General features: G+C 52.5%; 13 protein-coding genes and 1 tRNA gene. 10 read left to right on the forward strand and 4 right to left on the reverse strand.

What is annotated here, in order from left to right:
• Positions 1–29 precede the first annotated feature (29 nt).
• Positions 30–1,091: a dipeptidase gene (locus AB8B75_RS11490; protein WP_405362365.1), complete on the reverse strand. Its 1,062-nt coding sequence runs from the start codon at positions 1,089–1,091 to the stop codon at positions 30–32.
• Between the two features lie 113 nt (positions 1,092–1,204).
• On the opposite strand from AB8B75_RS11490, the gene AB8B75_RS11495 reads away from it, so the two are divergent.
• The 4 genes from AB8B75_RS11495 to AB8B75_RS11510 all read left to right on the forward strand — a co-directional run bounded on the left by AB8B75_RS11495 (position 1,205) and on the right by AB8B75_RS11510 (position 6,265).
• Positions 1,205–2,113 (forward strand): LysR family transcriptional regulator, encoded by a 909-nt coding sequence (locus tag AB8B75_RS11495; RefSeq protein WP_405362367.1) that lies wholly within the window; start codon positions 1,205–1,207, stop codon positions 2,111–2,113.
• A 135-nt stretch (positions 2,114–2,248) separates the two neighbouring features.
• A complete protein-coding gene (locus tag AB8B75_RS11500) occupies positions 2,249–4,471 on the forward strand; it encodes an NADP-dependent isocitrate dehydrogenase (protein WP_405362369.1) in 2,223 nt (740 codons plus the stop codon).
• 356 nt (positions 4,472–4,827) lie between these two features.
• Entirely contained in the window at positions 4,828–5,592 is a 765-nt protein-coding gene (locus AB8B75_RS11505; protein ID WP_405362371.1) for a choice-of-anchor K domain-containing protein, read from the forward strand.
• A 181-nt stretch (positions 5,593–5,773) separates the two neighbouring features.
• Positions 5,774–6,265 carry a hypothetical protein gene (locus AB8B75_RS11510; RefSeq protein WP_405362372.1) on the forward strand — a complete coding sequence of 164 codons (492 nt, stop codon included), beginning with the start codon at positions 5,774–5,776 and terminating at the stop codon, positions 6,263–6,265.
• A 123-nt stretch (positions 6,266–6,388) separates the two neighbouring features.
• Here the strand turns inward: AB8B75_RS11510 and AB8B75_RS11515 are convergent, their stop codons facing one another.
• Together AB8B75_RS11515 and AB8B75_RS11520 are read right to left on the reverse strand one after the other, a co-directional pair.
• A complete protein-coding gene (locus tag AB8B75_RS11515) occupies positions 6,389–7,090 on the reverse strand; it encodes a transglutaminase-like cysteine peptidase (RefSeq protein WP_405362373.1) in 702 nt (233 codons plus the stop codon).
• Between the two features lie 512 nt (positions 7,091–7,602).
• On the reverse strand, positions 7,603–7,740 hold the full coding sequence (locus AB8B75_RS11520; RefSeq protein ID WP_405362375.1) for a hypothetical protein: 138 nt from the start codon (positions 7,738–7,740) through the stop codon (positions 7,603–7,605).
• Between the two features lie 741 nt (positions 7,741–8,481).
• Here AB8B75_RS11520 and AB8B75_RS11525 point away from each other — a divergent pair.
• The 5 genes from AB8B75_RS11525 (at position 8,482) to AB8B75_RS11545 (ending at position 11,268) form a co-directional block, all read left to right on the forward strand.
• Positions 8,482–9,027 (forward strand): SRPBCC family protein, encoded by a 546-nt coding sequence (locus tag AB8B75_RS11525; RefSeq protein ID WP_405362377.1) that lies wholly within the window; start codon positions 8,482–8,484, stop codon positions 9,025–9,027.
• Positions 9,028–9,064: 37 nt separating this feature from the next.
• Positions 9,065–9,670, forward strand: coding sequence for a YncE family protein (locus AB8B75_RS11530; RefSeq protein ID WP_405362379.1), 606 nt, complete (start codon positions 9,065–9,067; stop codon positions 9,668–9,670).
• Between the two features lie 30 nt (positions 9,671–9,700).
• Positions 9,701–9,952, forward strand: a complete 252-nt coding sequence (locus AB8B75_RS11535; protein ID WP_405362380.1) for a YncE family protein — start codon at positions 9,701–9,703, stop codon at positions 9,950–9,952.
• Positions 9,953–10,273: 321 nt separating this feature from the next.
• Positions 10,274–10,444, forward strand: coding sequence for a hypothetical protein (locus AB8B75_RS11540; RefSeq protein WP_405362382.1), 171 nt, complete (start codon positions 10,274–10,276; stop codon positions 10,442–10,444).
• A 747-nt stretch (positions 10,445–11,191) separates the two neighbouring features.
• Positions 11,192–11,268, forward strand: a tRNA-Arg gene (locus AB8B75_RS11545).
• A 753-nt stretch (positions 11,269–12,021) separates the two neighbouring features.
• On the opposite strand, the gene AB8B75_RS11550 is transcribed toward AB8B75_RS11545, so the two are convergent.
• Positions 12,022–13,410 (reverse strand): transposase, encoded by a 1,389-nt coding sequence (locus AB8B75_RS11550; protein WP_405362384.1) that lies wholly within the window; start codon positions 13,408–13,410, stop codon positions 12,022–12,024.
• Between the two features lie 163 nt (positions 13,411–13,573).
• Here AB8B75_RS11550 and AB8B75_RS11555 point away from each other — a divergent pair, with 163 nt between their 5' ends.
• A complete protein-coding gene (locus AB8B75_RS11555; protein WP_405362386.1) occupies positions 13,574–14,959 on the forward strand; it encodes a transposase in 1,386 nt (461 codons plus the stop codon).
• Positions 14,960–15,013 lie beyond the last annotated feature (54 nt).

Raw genomic sequence — 15,013 nt, forward strand, 5'->3', positions numbered from 1 at the left:
GTTTTATGATCTGCGCGCGCAAAGGGGCGTTATTCACCCCATGTTGTTTCCAGCACGCGCAGCCAATTCTCATGGCACAACTTCGCCATTAGCGCCTCATCATAACCATGTTCGGCCATGGCCTGCCGCAAAGTCGGCAAGCCTGCGCAGGTTGTCAGCCCCTCTGGCACCACGGCACCATCATAGTCCGAGCCAAACCCGACCCTGTCTTCGCCTAGATGTTCAATAAGATGATCAAGGTGACGCAGCATTTGTTGCATCGGCACGTCAGATAACATCCGCCCATCGTCTCTCAAAAAAGCGACGGCGAAATTCAAACCCACCATGCCATCACTTTCTTTTATCGCGGCAAGCTGCCGGTCCGTCAGGTTGCGGCTGTGTGCACAGATGGCATGCGCATTGGAATGGGTTGCAACCAGAGGCTTACTCGAATGTCGCGCGACATCCCAAAAACCCGCCTCGTTGAGGTGCGACAGGTCGATCATGATCCCAAGCTCATTGCACCGCTTGATCAACCGCAGCCCATGATCTGTAAGGCCGCTGCCAATATCAGGCGGGCTGGGATACCTGAAAGGAACACCGTGGCCAAAAATCGTAGACCGACTCCAAACCGGTCCAATGGAACGCAGCCCTGCCTGATACAAAACCTCAAGTGTGTTGAGATCTGCGTCAATCGCTTCAGCCCCTTCGATGTGAAAAATTGCCGCCAGCTTGTCGGCAGCAAGTGTGTTTCGGATTTGAGCGGATGTGCGGCACACCGAAAGCACACCTTGCTTTTCCAGATCAAACAGAATGGCGGCTTGGGACATGACCACCGGAAAAGCGTCTTCCCAGTCAATCGGATCCGGCAACGGTAGATCGTATGTTGCTTTGGTCATTTCCTTGAATTTGAAATCCAAATCCATTGGTGACGGCACATAGACGGCAAAAAACCCACCACCAAACCCGCCCGCGGCGGCCTTGCCAGCATCGATTGCACCATCACGACCAGAGACAAATGTGCCTGCAGCCGGCACACCCCCCGCGCGATAGAGCTTTAACAGAACATCGTTGTGACCGTCAAAAATGGTCGGTGCAGCTTGATTGCTCACGCGATAAAATTTCCCAAGACCCACGGCAGCAGTCTATATCAGGAAATCTCATGGACCAGCACTATTCTCATGATATTTAATCATTACCCAATGAGAATCTTGCAGATGGTCAAATGGTAATCAAGACGACGCACAGTCTCGCAGAGTATCAAGCGCTGCGGGCATTGATGGAGAGTGGAACAACATCAAAAGCGGCCGTTCGCCTTGGACTTTCGCAATCCGCCGTGAGCCGATCAATCACTAGTCTTGAGGCCCGCACCGGGCGGCTATTATTTGAACGCGATGGCGGGCGGTTGCGGCCCACCCATGAGGCTGCACAAATGAACAGGCGGCTTGACCCCCTATTTGAAGCTTTGGATCGGATCGACGGCCCGCCGGAAGTGGCGCAAGAGACGTTGCGGATTATCGCCCCGCCTACATATGCCCACCGGTTTTTGGTACACCACATTGCGACTTTTCTGAAAACCAACCCGCATTTCAAAGTCAGTCTGGAAGTTTCTCCGTCTGAAGATGTCATCCGCGGCATACTCGAAGACAGGTTCGACATTGGACTAACCGGGGTTGAGCTGTCACGTGACGGCGTGAAATTGATTCCTTACCGAACGTCCGGTGCGGTCTGCGCGATGGCGAAGGATCACCCCTTTGCAACTCATGACACAATCCGCCCCGAAGATCTGGACAGTCAGCCGTTGATTGCGCTGACCCATCGGCACGCAAGGCGGGCGCAACTGGAGAGAGTTCTGCACGGGTGCCGCAGCACTCCTAATATCGTGGCCGAGGCGTCAACCTCTCTCGCGGCAGTAGATCTTGTGAAAGAGGGACTGGGGCTGGCCGTCGTGAATCCCTTTCCGGTGGTCCAATACCGGGCGGGCGAAGTTGATTTCAAACCCTTTGTTTCGCAAATCGAATACAGAAGTTATTTTGTTACACCGGACCATGGACCCGCCTCGAGCATGACCCGCGCTTTCACGAGGCATTTGCGGTTGCATACAGCCAAGGACGCCTTTTCGCAGAAGGCATAATGTCCAACAAACCCTTCCTCTGGGTGCCAACATCAAAAGAAGCAACTTGAGTTGTGAATTTATACGGCCCCATCTGTGGACCTCACATGTCGGGTCGTTTAGTGCATATGTAAATTGCAAAGGGTCAAGGTAGGCATGACAGATATGGATAATCCCGACATCGTATACACCAAGGTTGATGAGGCTCCCGAACTGGCGTCTGCTTCGCTTCTGCCCATCATTCAGCGTTTTGCGGCAGCAGCGAACATATCAATTGGGACCCGCGACATTTCTTTGGCGGGACGTATCATAGCCGCATTCCCGGAAAACCTCACAGAAGCGCAGCGGCAAACAGATGACCTCGCGGCCTTGGGGGAACTGGTGAAAACACCAGGCGCGAACGTCATCAAACTCCCGAACATCTCAGCATCTGTACCGCAGCTCGTTGCCGCGCTGAGCGAGTTGCAATCCCAAGGCTACGATTTGCCGGATTACCCGGAAACACCAGAAACCGAAGCTCAAAAAGAAACCCGGGCCCGGTTTGATGCCATTAAAGGTTCCGCAGTAAATCCAGTTCTGAGGGAGGGCAACTCGGACCGTCGCGCCGCTGCTGCGGTCAAAAACTATGCGCAGGCGAACCCACATTCCATGGGCACATGGGCTGCAGACAGCAAAACTCATGTTGCGACGATGGGAACCAAGGACTTCCGTTCCAATGAAAAATCCGTAACCATTTCCAAGGCACAATCAGGGCCAGCACGCATCGAGTTGGTCGCGAATGACGGATCGGTCACCCTCCTCAAGGATGGCGTGGACTATCACGCAGGAACCGTGGTCGACGCAACATTCATGTCGGCAAAGGCGCTGAGTGCATTCCTGCTGGAACAAATTGCCGCTGCCAATGAGGCTGGTGTCTTGTTTTCAATCCACCTCAAAGCCACCATGATGAAGGTCTCCGACCCGATTATCTTTGGGCATGCGGTCAAAGCTTTCCTGAAACCCGTGTTTGATACATGCGGCGACGATCTGTCCGCTGCTGGGGTCAACCCCAATTCTGGTCTGGGTGCGATGCTGGACGCCATTGCCACTTCGCCCAAAGCCGAGGAAATCCAAGGGGCAATTGACGCGGTTATGGCGCAGAACCCGCCGCTCTACATGGTAAATTCCGACAAGGGCATAACCAACCTGCACGTGCCTTCAGATGTGATTATCGACGCATCAATGCCAGCACTGATCCGTGCGGGCGGCAAAGGCTGGGGTCCTGACGGGAAAGAGGCCGACACGGCCTGCATCATCCCAGACAGTTCTTATGCTGCCGTCTATGACGAGGCGATCGACGATTGCAAACAAAACGGCGCTCTTGATCCGTCAACGGCTGGGACGGTGCAGAATATCGGCTTGATGGCGCAAAAAGCTGAAGAATACGGGTCGCACCCGACAACCTTTGAAGTTCCCGCCAGCGGCATTGTCCGCATAATTGCAGCCAATGGCGACGTTCTGCACGAACACGTCGTCGAGGCTGGTGACATCTGGCGTTCGGCCTCCACCCGCCAGGCACCGATCGAAGACTGGGTGCAACTGGCAATTGACAGACAAGCGCTTGAAGGATGCGAGGCGATATTCTGGCTGGATGAAACCCGTGCGCATGACGCGCAATTGTTAAATTACGTGAAACCCCTTCTCGCCGCATCAGGTGTCGCCGATAAATTTCAGATCCTGGCTCCGCGTGACGCGACCCGTGCTAGTTTCAACACCATCCGCAAAGGCGACACATCGATCGCGATTACAGGCAACGTATTGCGAGACTACCTCACGGATCTCTTCCCCATCCTAGAGCTTGGCACGTCCGCCAAAATGCTTTCGATTGTGAAGCTGATGAAAGGCGGCGGCCTGTTTGAAACGGGCGCCGGTGGCTCCGCGCCCAAACATGTGCAGCAACTGGTAGAAGAAAACCATCTGCGCTGGGATTCACTTGGCGAGTTCTGTGCATTGGGTGAGAGCTTGAAGTTCCTGGCTCAGGTCAAAGGCAACGCCAAGGCCAAGGTGCTGGGTGATGCGGTTGATCTGGCGACTCAAGGTATTCTCGACAATAACAACTCGCCCAGCCGCAAGGTTGGTCAACCCGACAATCGCGACAGCCATTTCTATTTTGCACTGTATTGGGCGCAGGCTTTGGCAGCGCAAACCGATGATGCCGAGATGGCCGAACACTTTTCTCCTATTGCAAAAGCGCTAGCCGAAAACGCGACCGCCATTAAAGACGACTTTAGAGCGGTACAGGGGCAGCCCGCGGATATCGGCGGGTATTACCACGCCAACGCTGAAAAAACCGCCTCGGTCATGCGACCCTCGTCCACACTGAACGCGATCATTGGCTAGCATCAAACTGCATTCCTCACCGGACCTGAACTCTGGTGAGGAAAAGACATCATTTTTGGTCGAGTGGGTCAAACCGGGACTTTTCGAGATGATTCGATCACTTGGCCACCCCTCTCACGTGTCTTGATGGAATGTTTGGCTACAAATCAACTTAACCGAGGGGCAAGAATTACCCGCATGAGTAGAGTTCGTTCTCGTTTCTAAAACAATAAGTTAATCGGATTGTGACCGTTGCACTTTAGGAAACGATAATTTTACAAAAAAGCGAAGATTCATCCTCAGGGTGTCTTGATTGCAAACCGTGAACCGCGTAGATGTAGTCAGGTAATGTTTTGTTAATAAGTTCGAGGTTCACGATGTTTAAGCATTTAGCCATTGCTGGCGTATTCACTATTGGCGTAGTGAGCACCGCACATGCAAGCACTGTCTCCGGAAGTTTCAGCGGAACGATAGGCGCGCCTTCTGGTGCAACAAACCCATCCATCCAATACATTGGCGCAGGCACCAGCAAGCTTGAATGGGGAACGCCAGGTTACGGCCAAACAACGGTCGCAAGCGGCGATTCCAGTTCGCTGACGATCAACGATCTGGACTTCAGCTTCGACAAAGATGATCTGAAGGCGGGCAGTGTTCTTTTGGGAACCATCACCTGGAATAATCAGTCCAACTGGCACACGGGTTCGGATTGGTCCAGCAGCGTCAACCTGAATATTGACTTTCTCGTGCCTTCGGCCGTGTCTCTGGGTCAGTCGGTTGCTTTTGGCATCACCAACACGCCAGATAAATCATACAATACGAACAAAAATGAACAGACCGGAAACAACCCTGATCTGATCAGCGATTTGGTTTTGGACGCGAATGCATTTGGCGTACCGATCAAGTTGGGTGATGACTACAAGCTGACTTCTGTGTTTTTCAGCCACGAAGCTGTAGGAAAAGGCAGCACCTACGACCCCTCCACAGGTTTGTGGACCAATGTCGAAGGCGGAACCACATCCATTGGCATCTATGGCGAAATTTCAGCTGTACCTCTTCCAGCAGGTATGTGGTTGATGCTTGCAGGCCTTGGCAGTTTGGCTGCTATGCGCCGCCGGAAAAAAAGCGTCCTGAACGCGATCTAGTCTCTGCGGAAAGGCCACGTCTCAAGGCATGATCTTTCTGCACCGTCGTCGGAAAACAACACGGAGCCCCCGTACTTAAGAAGCGGGGACCCATATCTATTTGCCAATTCCTGGCCCCACCAAGCATCCGAAAACCTTTCGGAAGATCTTGTAACTAGTTTTGTAATTTAGTGAGGTTATCATGAAATTCACTGTTTCCATCAGCACCTGCATTGCCGCATCCGCCTTCGCAGCACTATCCGTTTTGGCCCCCACGCAGGCGAGCGCGAAACAATACAACATGTGCTCTTGGGAAGAAATTCCCGCGCATGTATTGAACAGAATAGAAAACAGATCTGACTATCAGGACATTTTGCAGCGCATGTTCGACAACTGCCCAGAAAGCGCTCTTTCTTTGACGGATCGACCAACTGCATCGATCAATGAAGGTTGGGACCCTGAGGACGTCGAGCGAAATGGTGAAGCGCAATACAATGGATCAGACGACGGTGGTCGTTCGGCTGCGAACTCAGGAGACTCCGGAACGTCCGGAGGTGGCAATCCAGGTGGCGGTAATTCAGATGGTGGAAATCCAGGTGGCGGGAACCCAGGCGGCGGAAATCCAGGCGATGGCGGCCCCGGCGATGACGGCGATGACGGCGATACGCCAAATGAGGGCCCACTTCCTGGCTAAATCAAAAAGACTCTGGTGTCCGTAGCTTTAACCCAAAGCTGAGGCGCGCTTTACCAATCCATTTGGGCACCCGACAGGGTGCCCTTTTCACGTACGATCACAGACTTCTGGCAAAGGCGGGTGCTATTGTGACGCGGTCGGACGGTCCGAAATGACACCACCGGCAATTACAGCATCCCAGTTTCGAAGAGAACTCGGGTTTTGCATCTTGAGAAAGGTATAGCCCGTCTTTTTCCAGCCAACGATGCGGTCAGTTAGGTTGTCTAGCACTTGATCGCCACTTTGCGTTCGCACAATTAAAACAGCATGACTGTTCAATTCACGATCCAAAACCGTTGCGATCAGCAGGGATTGCGAAGGGATTCCTTGCGCAAGGAGCATCTTTTTTTTCAACAAAACCAGGTCTTCGCAGTCTCCACCGCGTTTGGTCGGCAATGCCCAGTGTTCAACTTTACCGTACTGGGCCTGATCGCCTATTTCGCGAACGCGTCGATTGACCGTTAGATTTACTTGTTTTGCCTTCGTCATTGTTGTGGCGTCGCTGAGACCAGAATTTGAGGACGATGCACAGACCCAATTGTACCTGGCACACAAGCCTTGAAAACCCGCGGGCGCTCTGGTGGGCTGCTGCGAAATCAAAAAAGAATCGCCAGTCTGCCCGGCTTTGGCTTCAGTCAACACAAGACCGAAGGAAACCAACGCCGCAAAAATCACCGGAAAAACCGACGGCATCCCCACAAGCGACCTATGCCATTGCCCAATTGGACGGTCAGTTTTGGACTTCATTTTCAACAAGGACTGTGTTCCAATTTTGTTGCGGTGCATGCTTGGCCTCCTGGCTGTTTCAAACCATGTAGGGCCAGCACCCTTTGTGTGCCGGAAAAGTTAACAAGTTAAAACTTCCAAATCCTAAAGATTTTTTTCAATTGCCAGAAAGATCGAAGGCATGAGCGTATTTTCGCTTCAAAATCACTCCATGTTCCGCAAAGTTCATGATCATGGGGGATACCACTCTTGTTTTTATGGATTCGACAATGCTCACGAAATGAGCCTTTGTGTGCCAGACTCTCAGTGAAAGGCAGTGTCCAAACACCCGACCGGCAGGGCATACAGGAAAACAACCTGAGCATTGGCGAACGCCTGCAAGGTTGTGCGGTCAGTGCAATGGCCCGAGCGGATTGAATTCGGCCAAGCATCCAAGACCACGCGCGTCAGAACAACGGGCTCGAAAAATCATGGGGCACCATGCAAGACGCGGTCGCCAACGCCAGCAACCTGAAGGACTCCCAAAAGTGACGCAAGAGCTTCCATCGCCTGCTGCTGCATTTTGGTTTGTGCTACAGCATGGACAGTCCGGGAGTACTGAGACCCGCTAGGCGGCCTGCGGCAAAAGACAATACACAGCCAAGTCGAATGCCCGCGCCACGAACCTGTTTTGCCCCAATCAACGTGTTGATATGGTCCAACACCGTCATCGGGCGCTGCTGCAATTGATAGCCCGTTCAACAACCTGGCAATCGCGCAAGATTTCTTGCACCCTGCAAGAAAACGACATGTGCTCGTCCGGCAAATGAACGGACGCATCGCCGAGTGGCTTATCATCGTCGTGGTTGGCATTGGTAGAGATCCCTAAAATAAGCGCGCCATTGTTTGCCGCGAACAATGATCCTAACCGCTCAAAGCTTTGTATATTTTCGCATCTGCGTGTCTGGATTTGTGGAACAAGTCTTTCGGTACAACCGCACCGCCCATTGGAAACTAAAAAGGCATTAAACCGGCAACGTGGCGGCCATGCCACTGATACGCTTGGCACGCAGAGATTTTCGGGCGGACTTGCCGCCAGTGACGTGGGGTTGCAGGTATTTTCGGCGAACGGGAAGTCTTCGGGCACTATGCCTTCTGAAGATACTCATGGCTGTATTCGCGAGCCAAACACGGCGGAAAATCTGCTCCTAAAACCAACGTAGCATACTTTCGGACGTGTAGCGCATTGATCTGAATGCTGTGAATGTAGCACGAGTATTGCACTTGAGTTGGGACCTGAGCGATCTCGCAATGGCGTCAAAAACCAGGTTCAATTCTGACGATGATGCTGCCATTTCGTCATGGGGAAAAGAATTGGAATGGCCGTGAATAAATACGCGTACCACACCCAATTGCGTGAAAACTGCCCCCTGCCCCACCTTGAGACGCAAGATTGTAGCGAAGGAGAAATCATGAGGAAACGAAGTTTTTTGGGAACGGCTGTCGCTGCAATGGTCATACCAGCAATGGTATTTGCACATGGGCCGACCCGGCAGAAGGTCACGATAACCGCCGACGTAGCGACTGAACCTGCCGAAGTCTGGGCCCGTATCGGGAACTTCCAAGACATGTCTTGGCACCCAGCAGTGCACAGCAGTACAGGCGAAAACGGCAATGACATTGACGCCACGCGTGTTTTGTCGATCGGGTCTTCTGACGGGCCGACCATTTCGGAAATCCTGTACAAATACGGCGATGAAAAGATGAGCTATTCCTATCGAATTACCGATGTCCTGGTAGAGGTATTGCCAGTGACAAATTACTCCTCTCACCTGACTGTTAAACCGCGAGACGGCGGCGGATCTCTGATCGAATGGCGTGGGGCCTTCTACCGGGGTTATCCAAACAATGACCCACCAGAAGACCTGAACGACGCGGCCGCAATTGCAGCTGTTACAAATATCTATCAGGCTGGCCTTGACGCACTAATGGTTGAATTTGGCGTTCCCGACTCCTAAAATCGCTCTCCTTCTGGCTCTTGCTTTGAATCCTGCCATGGCTGGCGACCTGGCCTATGTCACGTGCCAGAATGGCGACGCACTGACTGTTGTAGACCTCGAGAAAGGTGTGACGATTCAACAGTGGGACCTGCCTGGCAAACCCGCTGGTGTCGCCATCGGGAACAAAGCCATCTTCACCGTGGCCGCTGATGCTAAAAAGGTGCGCAAGCACAACCTGCAAAACGGTCATGTCAGTCATGAAATTCGCCTTGACGGCAGTCCAATCGGGGTTGCTGTTGATCCCAATCGCAGTCGGCTCTTTGTTTCGGATTGGTACAACGCCCGGATTTGGGTTCTGGCTGCCTCAGATTTGACGCTCATTGGAGAGCTGGAGACCGGTGCAGCACCGGCCGGGCTCGCAATTTCGGATGATGGGAAGTTTCTGTCCTCTGCAGACCGCGATGCAGATCAAGTTTCTGTCTATGACGCGGAGACGCTAGCTCTTTTGCACCGCATAGGCGTCGGCACCCGCCCCTTCGGATTGGGTTTCGCGCCAGATGGAAAGCTCTTTGTCGGGAATGTGGGCAGTGATAATTTAAGCGTGGTTGATCCTGAAACTGGAGCAACAATTGCCACTATACCCGTGGGCGCCCGGCCTTAAGGCGTTGCTTTTGCACAATCCCGTGTCTTTGTGACCAATCAATACGCCGATACCGTGACCGTAATAGACTCTATGACACTGTCGCCCGTGGGTTTGCTGGACTCCGGTGAGTATCCTGAAGGCATTGATACAACCAGCAACGGGAAGGAAGTGGTTGTTGCCAACTGGTTCGATAACACTTTGACAATTTATGACGCCAAGTCCTTATCAATGGTTCAGCAATTGGACGTCTGCGACGGACCGCGTGCTTTTGGAAAATTCATTTTGAGAAACGAGCGTTGAAACTGCACAAACGCCACCCGTTAATGGCTCAGTAAAAAATCCAAAACTAGCAAAAGCCACTCTTCTTTGGAGAAGTTGCTTCTGGAAAACGCCATACCGGGTATAATTTTGTAATTCGGCTGAAACTGCGTTCTATACAAACCCACAACGTAGTGTTCATCGCGAACAGCAGTGTAATTCAACACCCATACCACTATATTTAGTACGGCAAATGGAAATATCAGCGGATTTTCGCCAACCGCAATAACCGCATTTACGCGTTATTAATGCGTTTGATCAAAATAAGCATCAGATTTAAAATAAAAACGTAAGGAAACAGGCATGAAACTATCCGACGCCCATAAGATGGCCGAAAGAATTGTCGAAGACGTAGAGGCTCAAGGTTTCACATATACAGCCCAAGCCATGCGTGACGTACTGCAGGAAATGTCTTTCGATGCGCGCATCGCCAATACAATAACTTTGCAATTAGACTTTCCTTCAATGATTTAGAGCCGAACTGGAACATTCGATTGACTCAGGCCAAACGAAACAGTTTTGTCTCATGAGCCGCGAACGATAACTTCTCCAAGCTTTCAAAGTGTGTTGCTTTCCCCCAAATGGCACTCCCCCTCTGTCAGATTTAAACGAAAAGATGGGTTTGGCATCGGCCTCCAAGTCAACTTTTTTGGCTTCGAAACTGGAGCAATTTCAACCAAGGGTCACCCAAGTGTGGAGCACCGGACAAAGATGTAAGCGACGATAGCAAGCAGAGTAATTGTGGGGAAATTGTCGCGTCCAAAAACCGACTTCTGTTCCCGATCCTATGCCCTTACCCTTTCCAAATGCGCCTGAAAATCTAGTTGCCGACATTGCGAGCACTCGACCGGTCAGTTATTTTACGCGCCAACGCCACGAAGGCTCTGTGTCCTTGGCAAAGGAATGAAACCAGGCGCAATTTTCAAGATAGTCTTTCATTGGTTTCTAAAACTCTCCGGCCATAGCGATAAAACCAGATTTCGGCCTTTTGATAGCCTGTACTTTGGATCTGGTTAAGCGACGGTCATTGCACGGGTACCGCTTGAACACCGCAGTATTCTTAAGCAAACCATGTATCTGTGATAGCAAAGGCGCGCAACGACCCAGCCTCCAATTGTTTCATCGCCGTTTGGCCATGCAAAGATTCCAGGGCATGTGGTCAGAATATCTTTCAAATGGGCTTGCATACTTGAACGCTCAGCACTACACGTCCGTTTTAGTGGACCGATAGCTCAGCTGGATAGAGTACTTGACTACGAATCAAGGGGTCGGGGGTTCGAATCCTCCTCGGTCCGCCACAAAAACCACCTAACATATTGATAAGATGTTTTTAATCGGCTTGGATTTTGTCCATCCCACCAATTTTCCCACCATCAAACTTTGACGATTGCCTCTATTTCTTTTTTTTGCGAATACACGACAAAAAATCTATGGGGGAAGAAACGACATGAAAACCGACATGCAAATTTACCGTCGCGTTGTATTGAGAGCCGCAGCCGTCCGGCCATTGGCAGCTTTGCCAGCAATTGAGGGCAACGGCACCCGAACCACACATCGAATTGTTTGAGCAAAGGAAGACGGCTCGCGATGAATGGTGCATTGGCCATCTTACTGCGCTCTGTTAACGGGACACTAAGGCAACGATGCCCCCCACCCCTCGGCCCACCCCGGCACATGGCGCAATTTCCATTGGTGGACCACCACTCAGAATTTGTGCATTTTTTAATTTCAGATTGTTGGTGCCACCTGAGAACATTTTTCGGGCGCAACACGCGGTATTTGAGACGTTAGTTTGATTTCACCTATGCTGCTTTCGGATCTTTTTATTTTAGGGAACCTTTAGAGTTCGAAGAGAACAAAGGCAACCTCAGACGTGAGAAGAAGGAAGTTCAAAGAACACACATTGACAGATTAGAGAACAGAATCGGCTTATTTTGTTGAAGAAGTCGCGGTGATTTGTGGAGTTGGCCGTGTCGGGGCGTTGACTGCGGGCTGATTGTTCGGCCCGTTGCACTGGGCGGCGTGTTGGTCTGTCGTTTTGCCGTTTCAGATCATATCGCGACCGTCGTTTCGTGCGTCTTGGGTCTTAGTTTTGCGAGTTTTCGAAGGTTCTGTGCGATGGCTGCGAGCGTAAATTCGTCCTGTACACCGCATGGCCCTCGCAGGCGGAGCCGTCCGAGGCCAAGAATGCGTTTGAGGTGCGCAAACAGCATTTCTACCTTTTTGCGTTTGGCTTGCGCCTTGGGATTGAAGGGTGATTTGGCAGCCAATCGGGCTAAGTCGCGTGCGTCTTCATGTTCTTCGCGACCGATGAAACGGGTGTTTGTGTTCGGGCAGCAGTTTGATTTCGATGGGCAGGCATCGCAAATGGCTTTGGTGGCGCGGTAGCGGCGACGCCCGGTTTTGGGTTCCTTCCTGCGTGGGTCAGAGTAGTTGCGTCGAGACTGCAAGAGGTGCTGGCCTTCTGGGCAAGTATAGCGGTCGTTGTCTTCATCCCATTCAAAGTCTGAACGGGAGAATGTGCCGTCTGTGCGCTCCCCTTTGTCGACCAAAGGAATAAACGGAATGATGCCACGCTTCTTTGTCAGCCAAGCCAGGTTCTCTGCCGATCCGTAGGCGGTGTCCGCCACCAACCAGTCAGGCTTGATGCTGAAGCATTCCTCTGTCCGGTCGATCATGGTTTGTGCGGCACCCACTTCGGCCTGTCTGATTGAGCGTGTCGCTTCAACGTCGACAATGACAGAATGATCGGTGTCGATCAGATAGTTGTTCGAATAGGCGAAGATCGCAGGTCCCTTACGCGCGGCAGTCCACTGGCTGGCGGGATCGGAATGGGACGTAAACTTCGGCTTGACCGGGGTTGAAGCCCCAAAAGCTTTGTCGTCAAGAACGTCGAGATATTCCCGAACAGCGCGGGGCGCATCATCAGGATCGATTGCAGATATATCCCAATCTTCCTGTGCCGTTGAGTTCATCCTGTCGACATCTGCTTCGACCAGACTTGTATCAACGGCAAAGCCATGACCGCCGACAAGACCTTCAGAAATGCAGCGCGCAACGGTAGCTTCGAACACAGACCGGAGCAAATCGCTATCCCGAAATTTGCCGTGGCGATATTTTGAGAAAGTGCTGTGGTCGGGTACTTTGCCATCAATGCCAAGACGACAGAACCACCGATACGCCAGGTTCAGGTGGACTTCATCACAAAGACGTCTCTCGGATCGGATGCCGAGAACATAGCCAATCACCAACATCCGTACGATCAGCTCAGGGTCAATCAAAGGACGGCCCAGATGGCTATAGTGTGGCGCAAGTTGCTGGCGGATACTGCCGACATCCAGAAACCGGTCAATCTCGCGCAGAACAAGGTTCGCAGGGACATGTGCCTCCAAATTGAAGTCGTAAAACAGCCGCGCTGGAGCTTCCTGAACACCCATCATAGCCAAATCCCTCCTCATCCTACAATAACGAGTGAATCAAAGGACTTGCCTCAAAGCAACTCCCACTTCTTCAACAAAATAGGCGTATTTTGTTGAAAAACTCATGCTTGATCGAGGGCTGAACTGCTGATTCAATTCTGCTTGCGAGCGGGAGGATTGACGGATGTTGGGACCGAGACAGGAAGCGCAGGCAGCGTTGTTTTATGAGTTCTCGTTGGAAGATCATGTCCCGCAAGATCATCTGCTGCGATCGATTGACAGGTTCGTCGATCTGAGCAGCATCCGCGCGCATCTGGCGGACTTCTACAGCCACACCGGTCGCCCTTCGGTCGATCCGGAACTGCTGATCCGCATGCTTTTGGTTGGGTACTGTTTTGGCGTCCGGTCGGAGCGTCGCTTGTGCGAAGAGGTGCATCTGAATCTTGCCTATCGCTGGTTTTGCCGCCTTGATCTGAACGACCGCGTTCCCGACCACTCCACCTTCTCGAAGAACCGGCATGGCCGTTTCCGGGAGAGCGAGCTGCTGCGTCATCTGTTCGAGACAACCGTTGCCCGCTGCATTGAGGAGGGTCTGGCCAGCGGCCAGCGGATGGCGATCGACGCCAGCCTCATCGAGGCTGATGCAAACAAGCGGAACTCAACACCGAAGGAAGAATGGGACGTATCGACAATCGATCCGACCAATGTGCCTCGTGCAGTTCGCGAGTATCTCGACACGCTGGACGAGGCCGCGTTCGGCGCGGCGAGTAAAGTCGAGCCCAAGTTCACCTCTCATTCTGACCCGGCCAGCCAATGGACGGCGGCTCGCAAAGGCCCTGCGTTCTTTAGCTATTCTGACAATTACCTGATCGACACGGATCACGGCGTCATTGTCGACGTTGAGGCGACCCGCTCGATCCGGCAAGCAGAGGTCGGGTCGACCAAGACCATGCTGAAGCGGGTGAAGCAGAAGTTTAATCTGCACCCAGAGCGCTTGATTGCAGACACGGCATACGGGACAGGGCCACTCTTAGGTTGGCTGGTGGATCGAAAGATCGCGCCGCACATTCCTGTATTCGACAAGTCTGGACGCAACGATGGAACCTGGACCCGCGCCGACTTTGAATGGGATGCCGAGAACGACCAATACATTTGCCCAGAAGGACATGCCCTCAGGCAATTTCGTCGCAACTACTCAGACCCCAACCGTGGACCGACCGGCAAAGGCACAGCTCGCTATCGCGCCCTGAAAGAGGTCTGCCAGGTTTGCCCATCGAAAGCTAAGTGCTGCCCAAACGCTGATGCCCGCAAGATCAGCCGCGAAGAAACTGAAGACGCCCGCCAGGTGGCACGCGACATCGCCAAGACCCGCCAGTACGACATCTCGATGAAGCTCAGGAAGAAGGTAGAGATGCTCTTCGCTCACCTCAAACGCATCCTCGGGCTGGGAAGGCTTCGATTACGCGGCCCATGCGGTGCAAACGACGAATTCCTCCTCGCCGCCACCGCCCAAAACCTCCGCAAACTAGCGAAGATCCTTCCTGCACCGCAGCAAACGCGCAAAGCCTGATAGAAAAGGCGCTCGCGCTCTGTTCAGAACCATACTTTCTGCGACAGCAGCACG

The sequence above is a fragment of the Roseobacter sp. genome (genome assembly GCF_045106495.1).
In the GTDB taxonomy this organism is placed as follows: domain Bacteria; phylum Pseudomonadota; class Alphaproteobacteria; order Rhodobacterales; family Rhodobacteraceae; genus Roseobacter.

What these genes read in the sequence shown, in the direction of transcription:
- AB8B75_RS11495 (WP_405362367.1), top strand. Translation starts at nt 1,205, where the DNA reads ATGGTAATCAAGACGACGCACAGTCTCGCAGAGTATCAAGCGCTGCGG.
- AB8B75_RS11500 (WP_405362369.1), top strand. Translation starts at nt 2,249, where the DNA reads ATGACAGATATGGATAATCCCGACATCGTATACACCAAGGTTGATGAG.
- AB8B75_RS11505 (WP_405362371.1), top strand. Translation starts at nt 4,828, where the DNA reads ATGTTTAAGCATTTAGCCATTGCTGGCGTATTCACTATTGGCGTAGTG.
- AB8B75_RS11510 (WP_405362372.1), top strand. Translation starts at nt 5,774, where the DNA reads ATGAAATTCACTGTTTCCATCAGCACCTGCATTGCCGCATCCGCCTTC.
- AB8B75_RS11515 (WP_405362373.1), bottom strand. Translation starts at nt 7,090, where the DNA reads ATGCACCGCAACAAAATTGGAACACAGTCCTTGTTGAAAATGAAGTCC.
- AB8B75_RS11520 (WP_405362375.1), bottom strand. Translation starts at nt 7,740, where the DNA reads ATGACGGTGTTGGACCATATCAACACGTTGATTGGGGCAAAACAGGTT.
- AB8B75_RS11525 (WP_405362377.1), top strand. Translation starts at nt 8,482, where the DNA reads ATGAGGAAACGAAGTTTTTTGGGAACGGCTGTCGCTGCAATGGTCATA.
- AB8B75_RS11530 (WP_405362379.1), top strand. Translation starts at nt 9,065, where the DNA reads ATGGCTGGCGACCTGGCCTATGTCACGTGCCAGAATGGCGACGCACTG.
- AB8B75_RS11540 (WP_405362382.1), top strand. Translation starts at nt 10,274, where the DNA reads ATGAAACTATCCGACGCCCATAAGATGGCCGAAAGAATTGTCGAAGAC.
- AB8B75_RS11550 (WP_405362384.1), bottom strand. Translation starts at nt 13,410, where the DNA reads ATGATGGGTGTTCAGGAAGCTCCAGCGCGGCTGTTTTACGACTTCAAT.
- AB8B75_RS11555 (WP_405362386.1), top strand. Translation starts at nt 13,574, where the DNA reads ATGTTGGGACCGAGACAGGAAGCGCAGGCAGCGTTGTTTTATGAGTTC.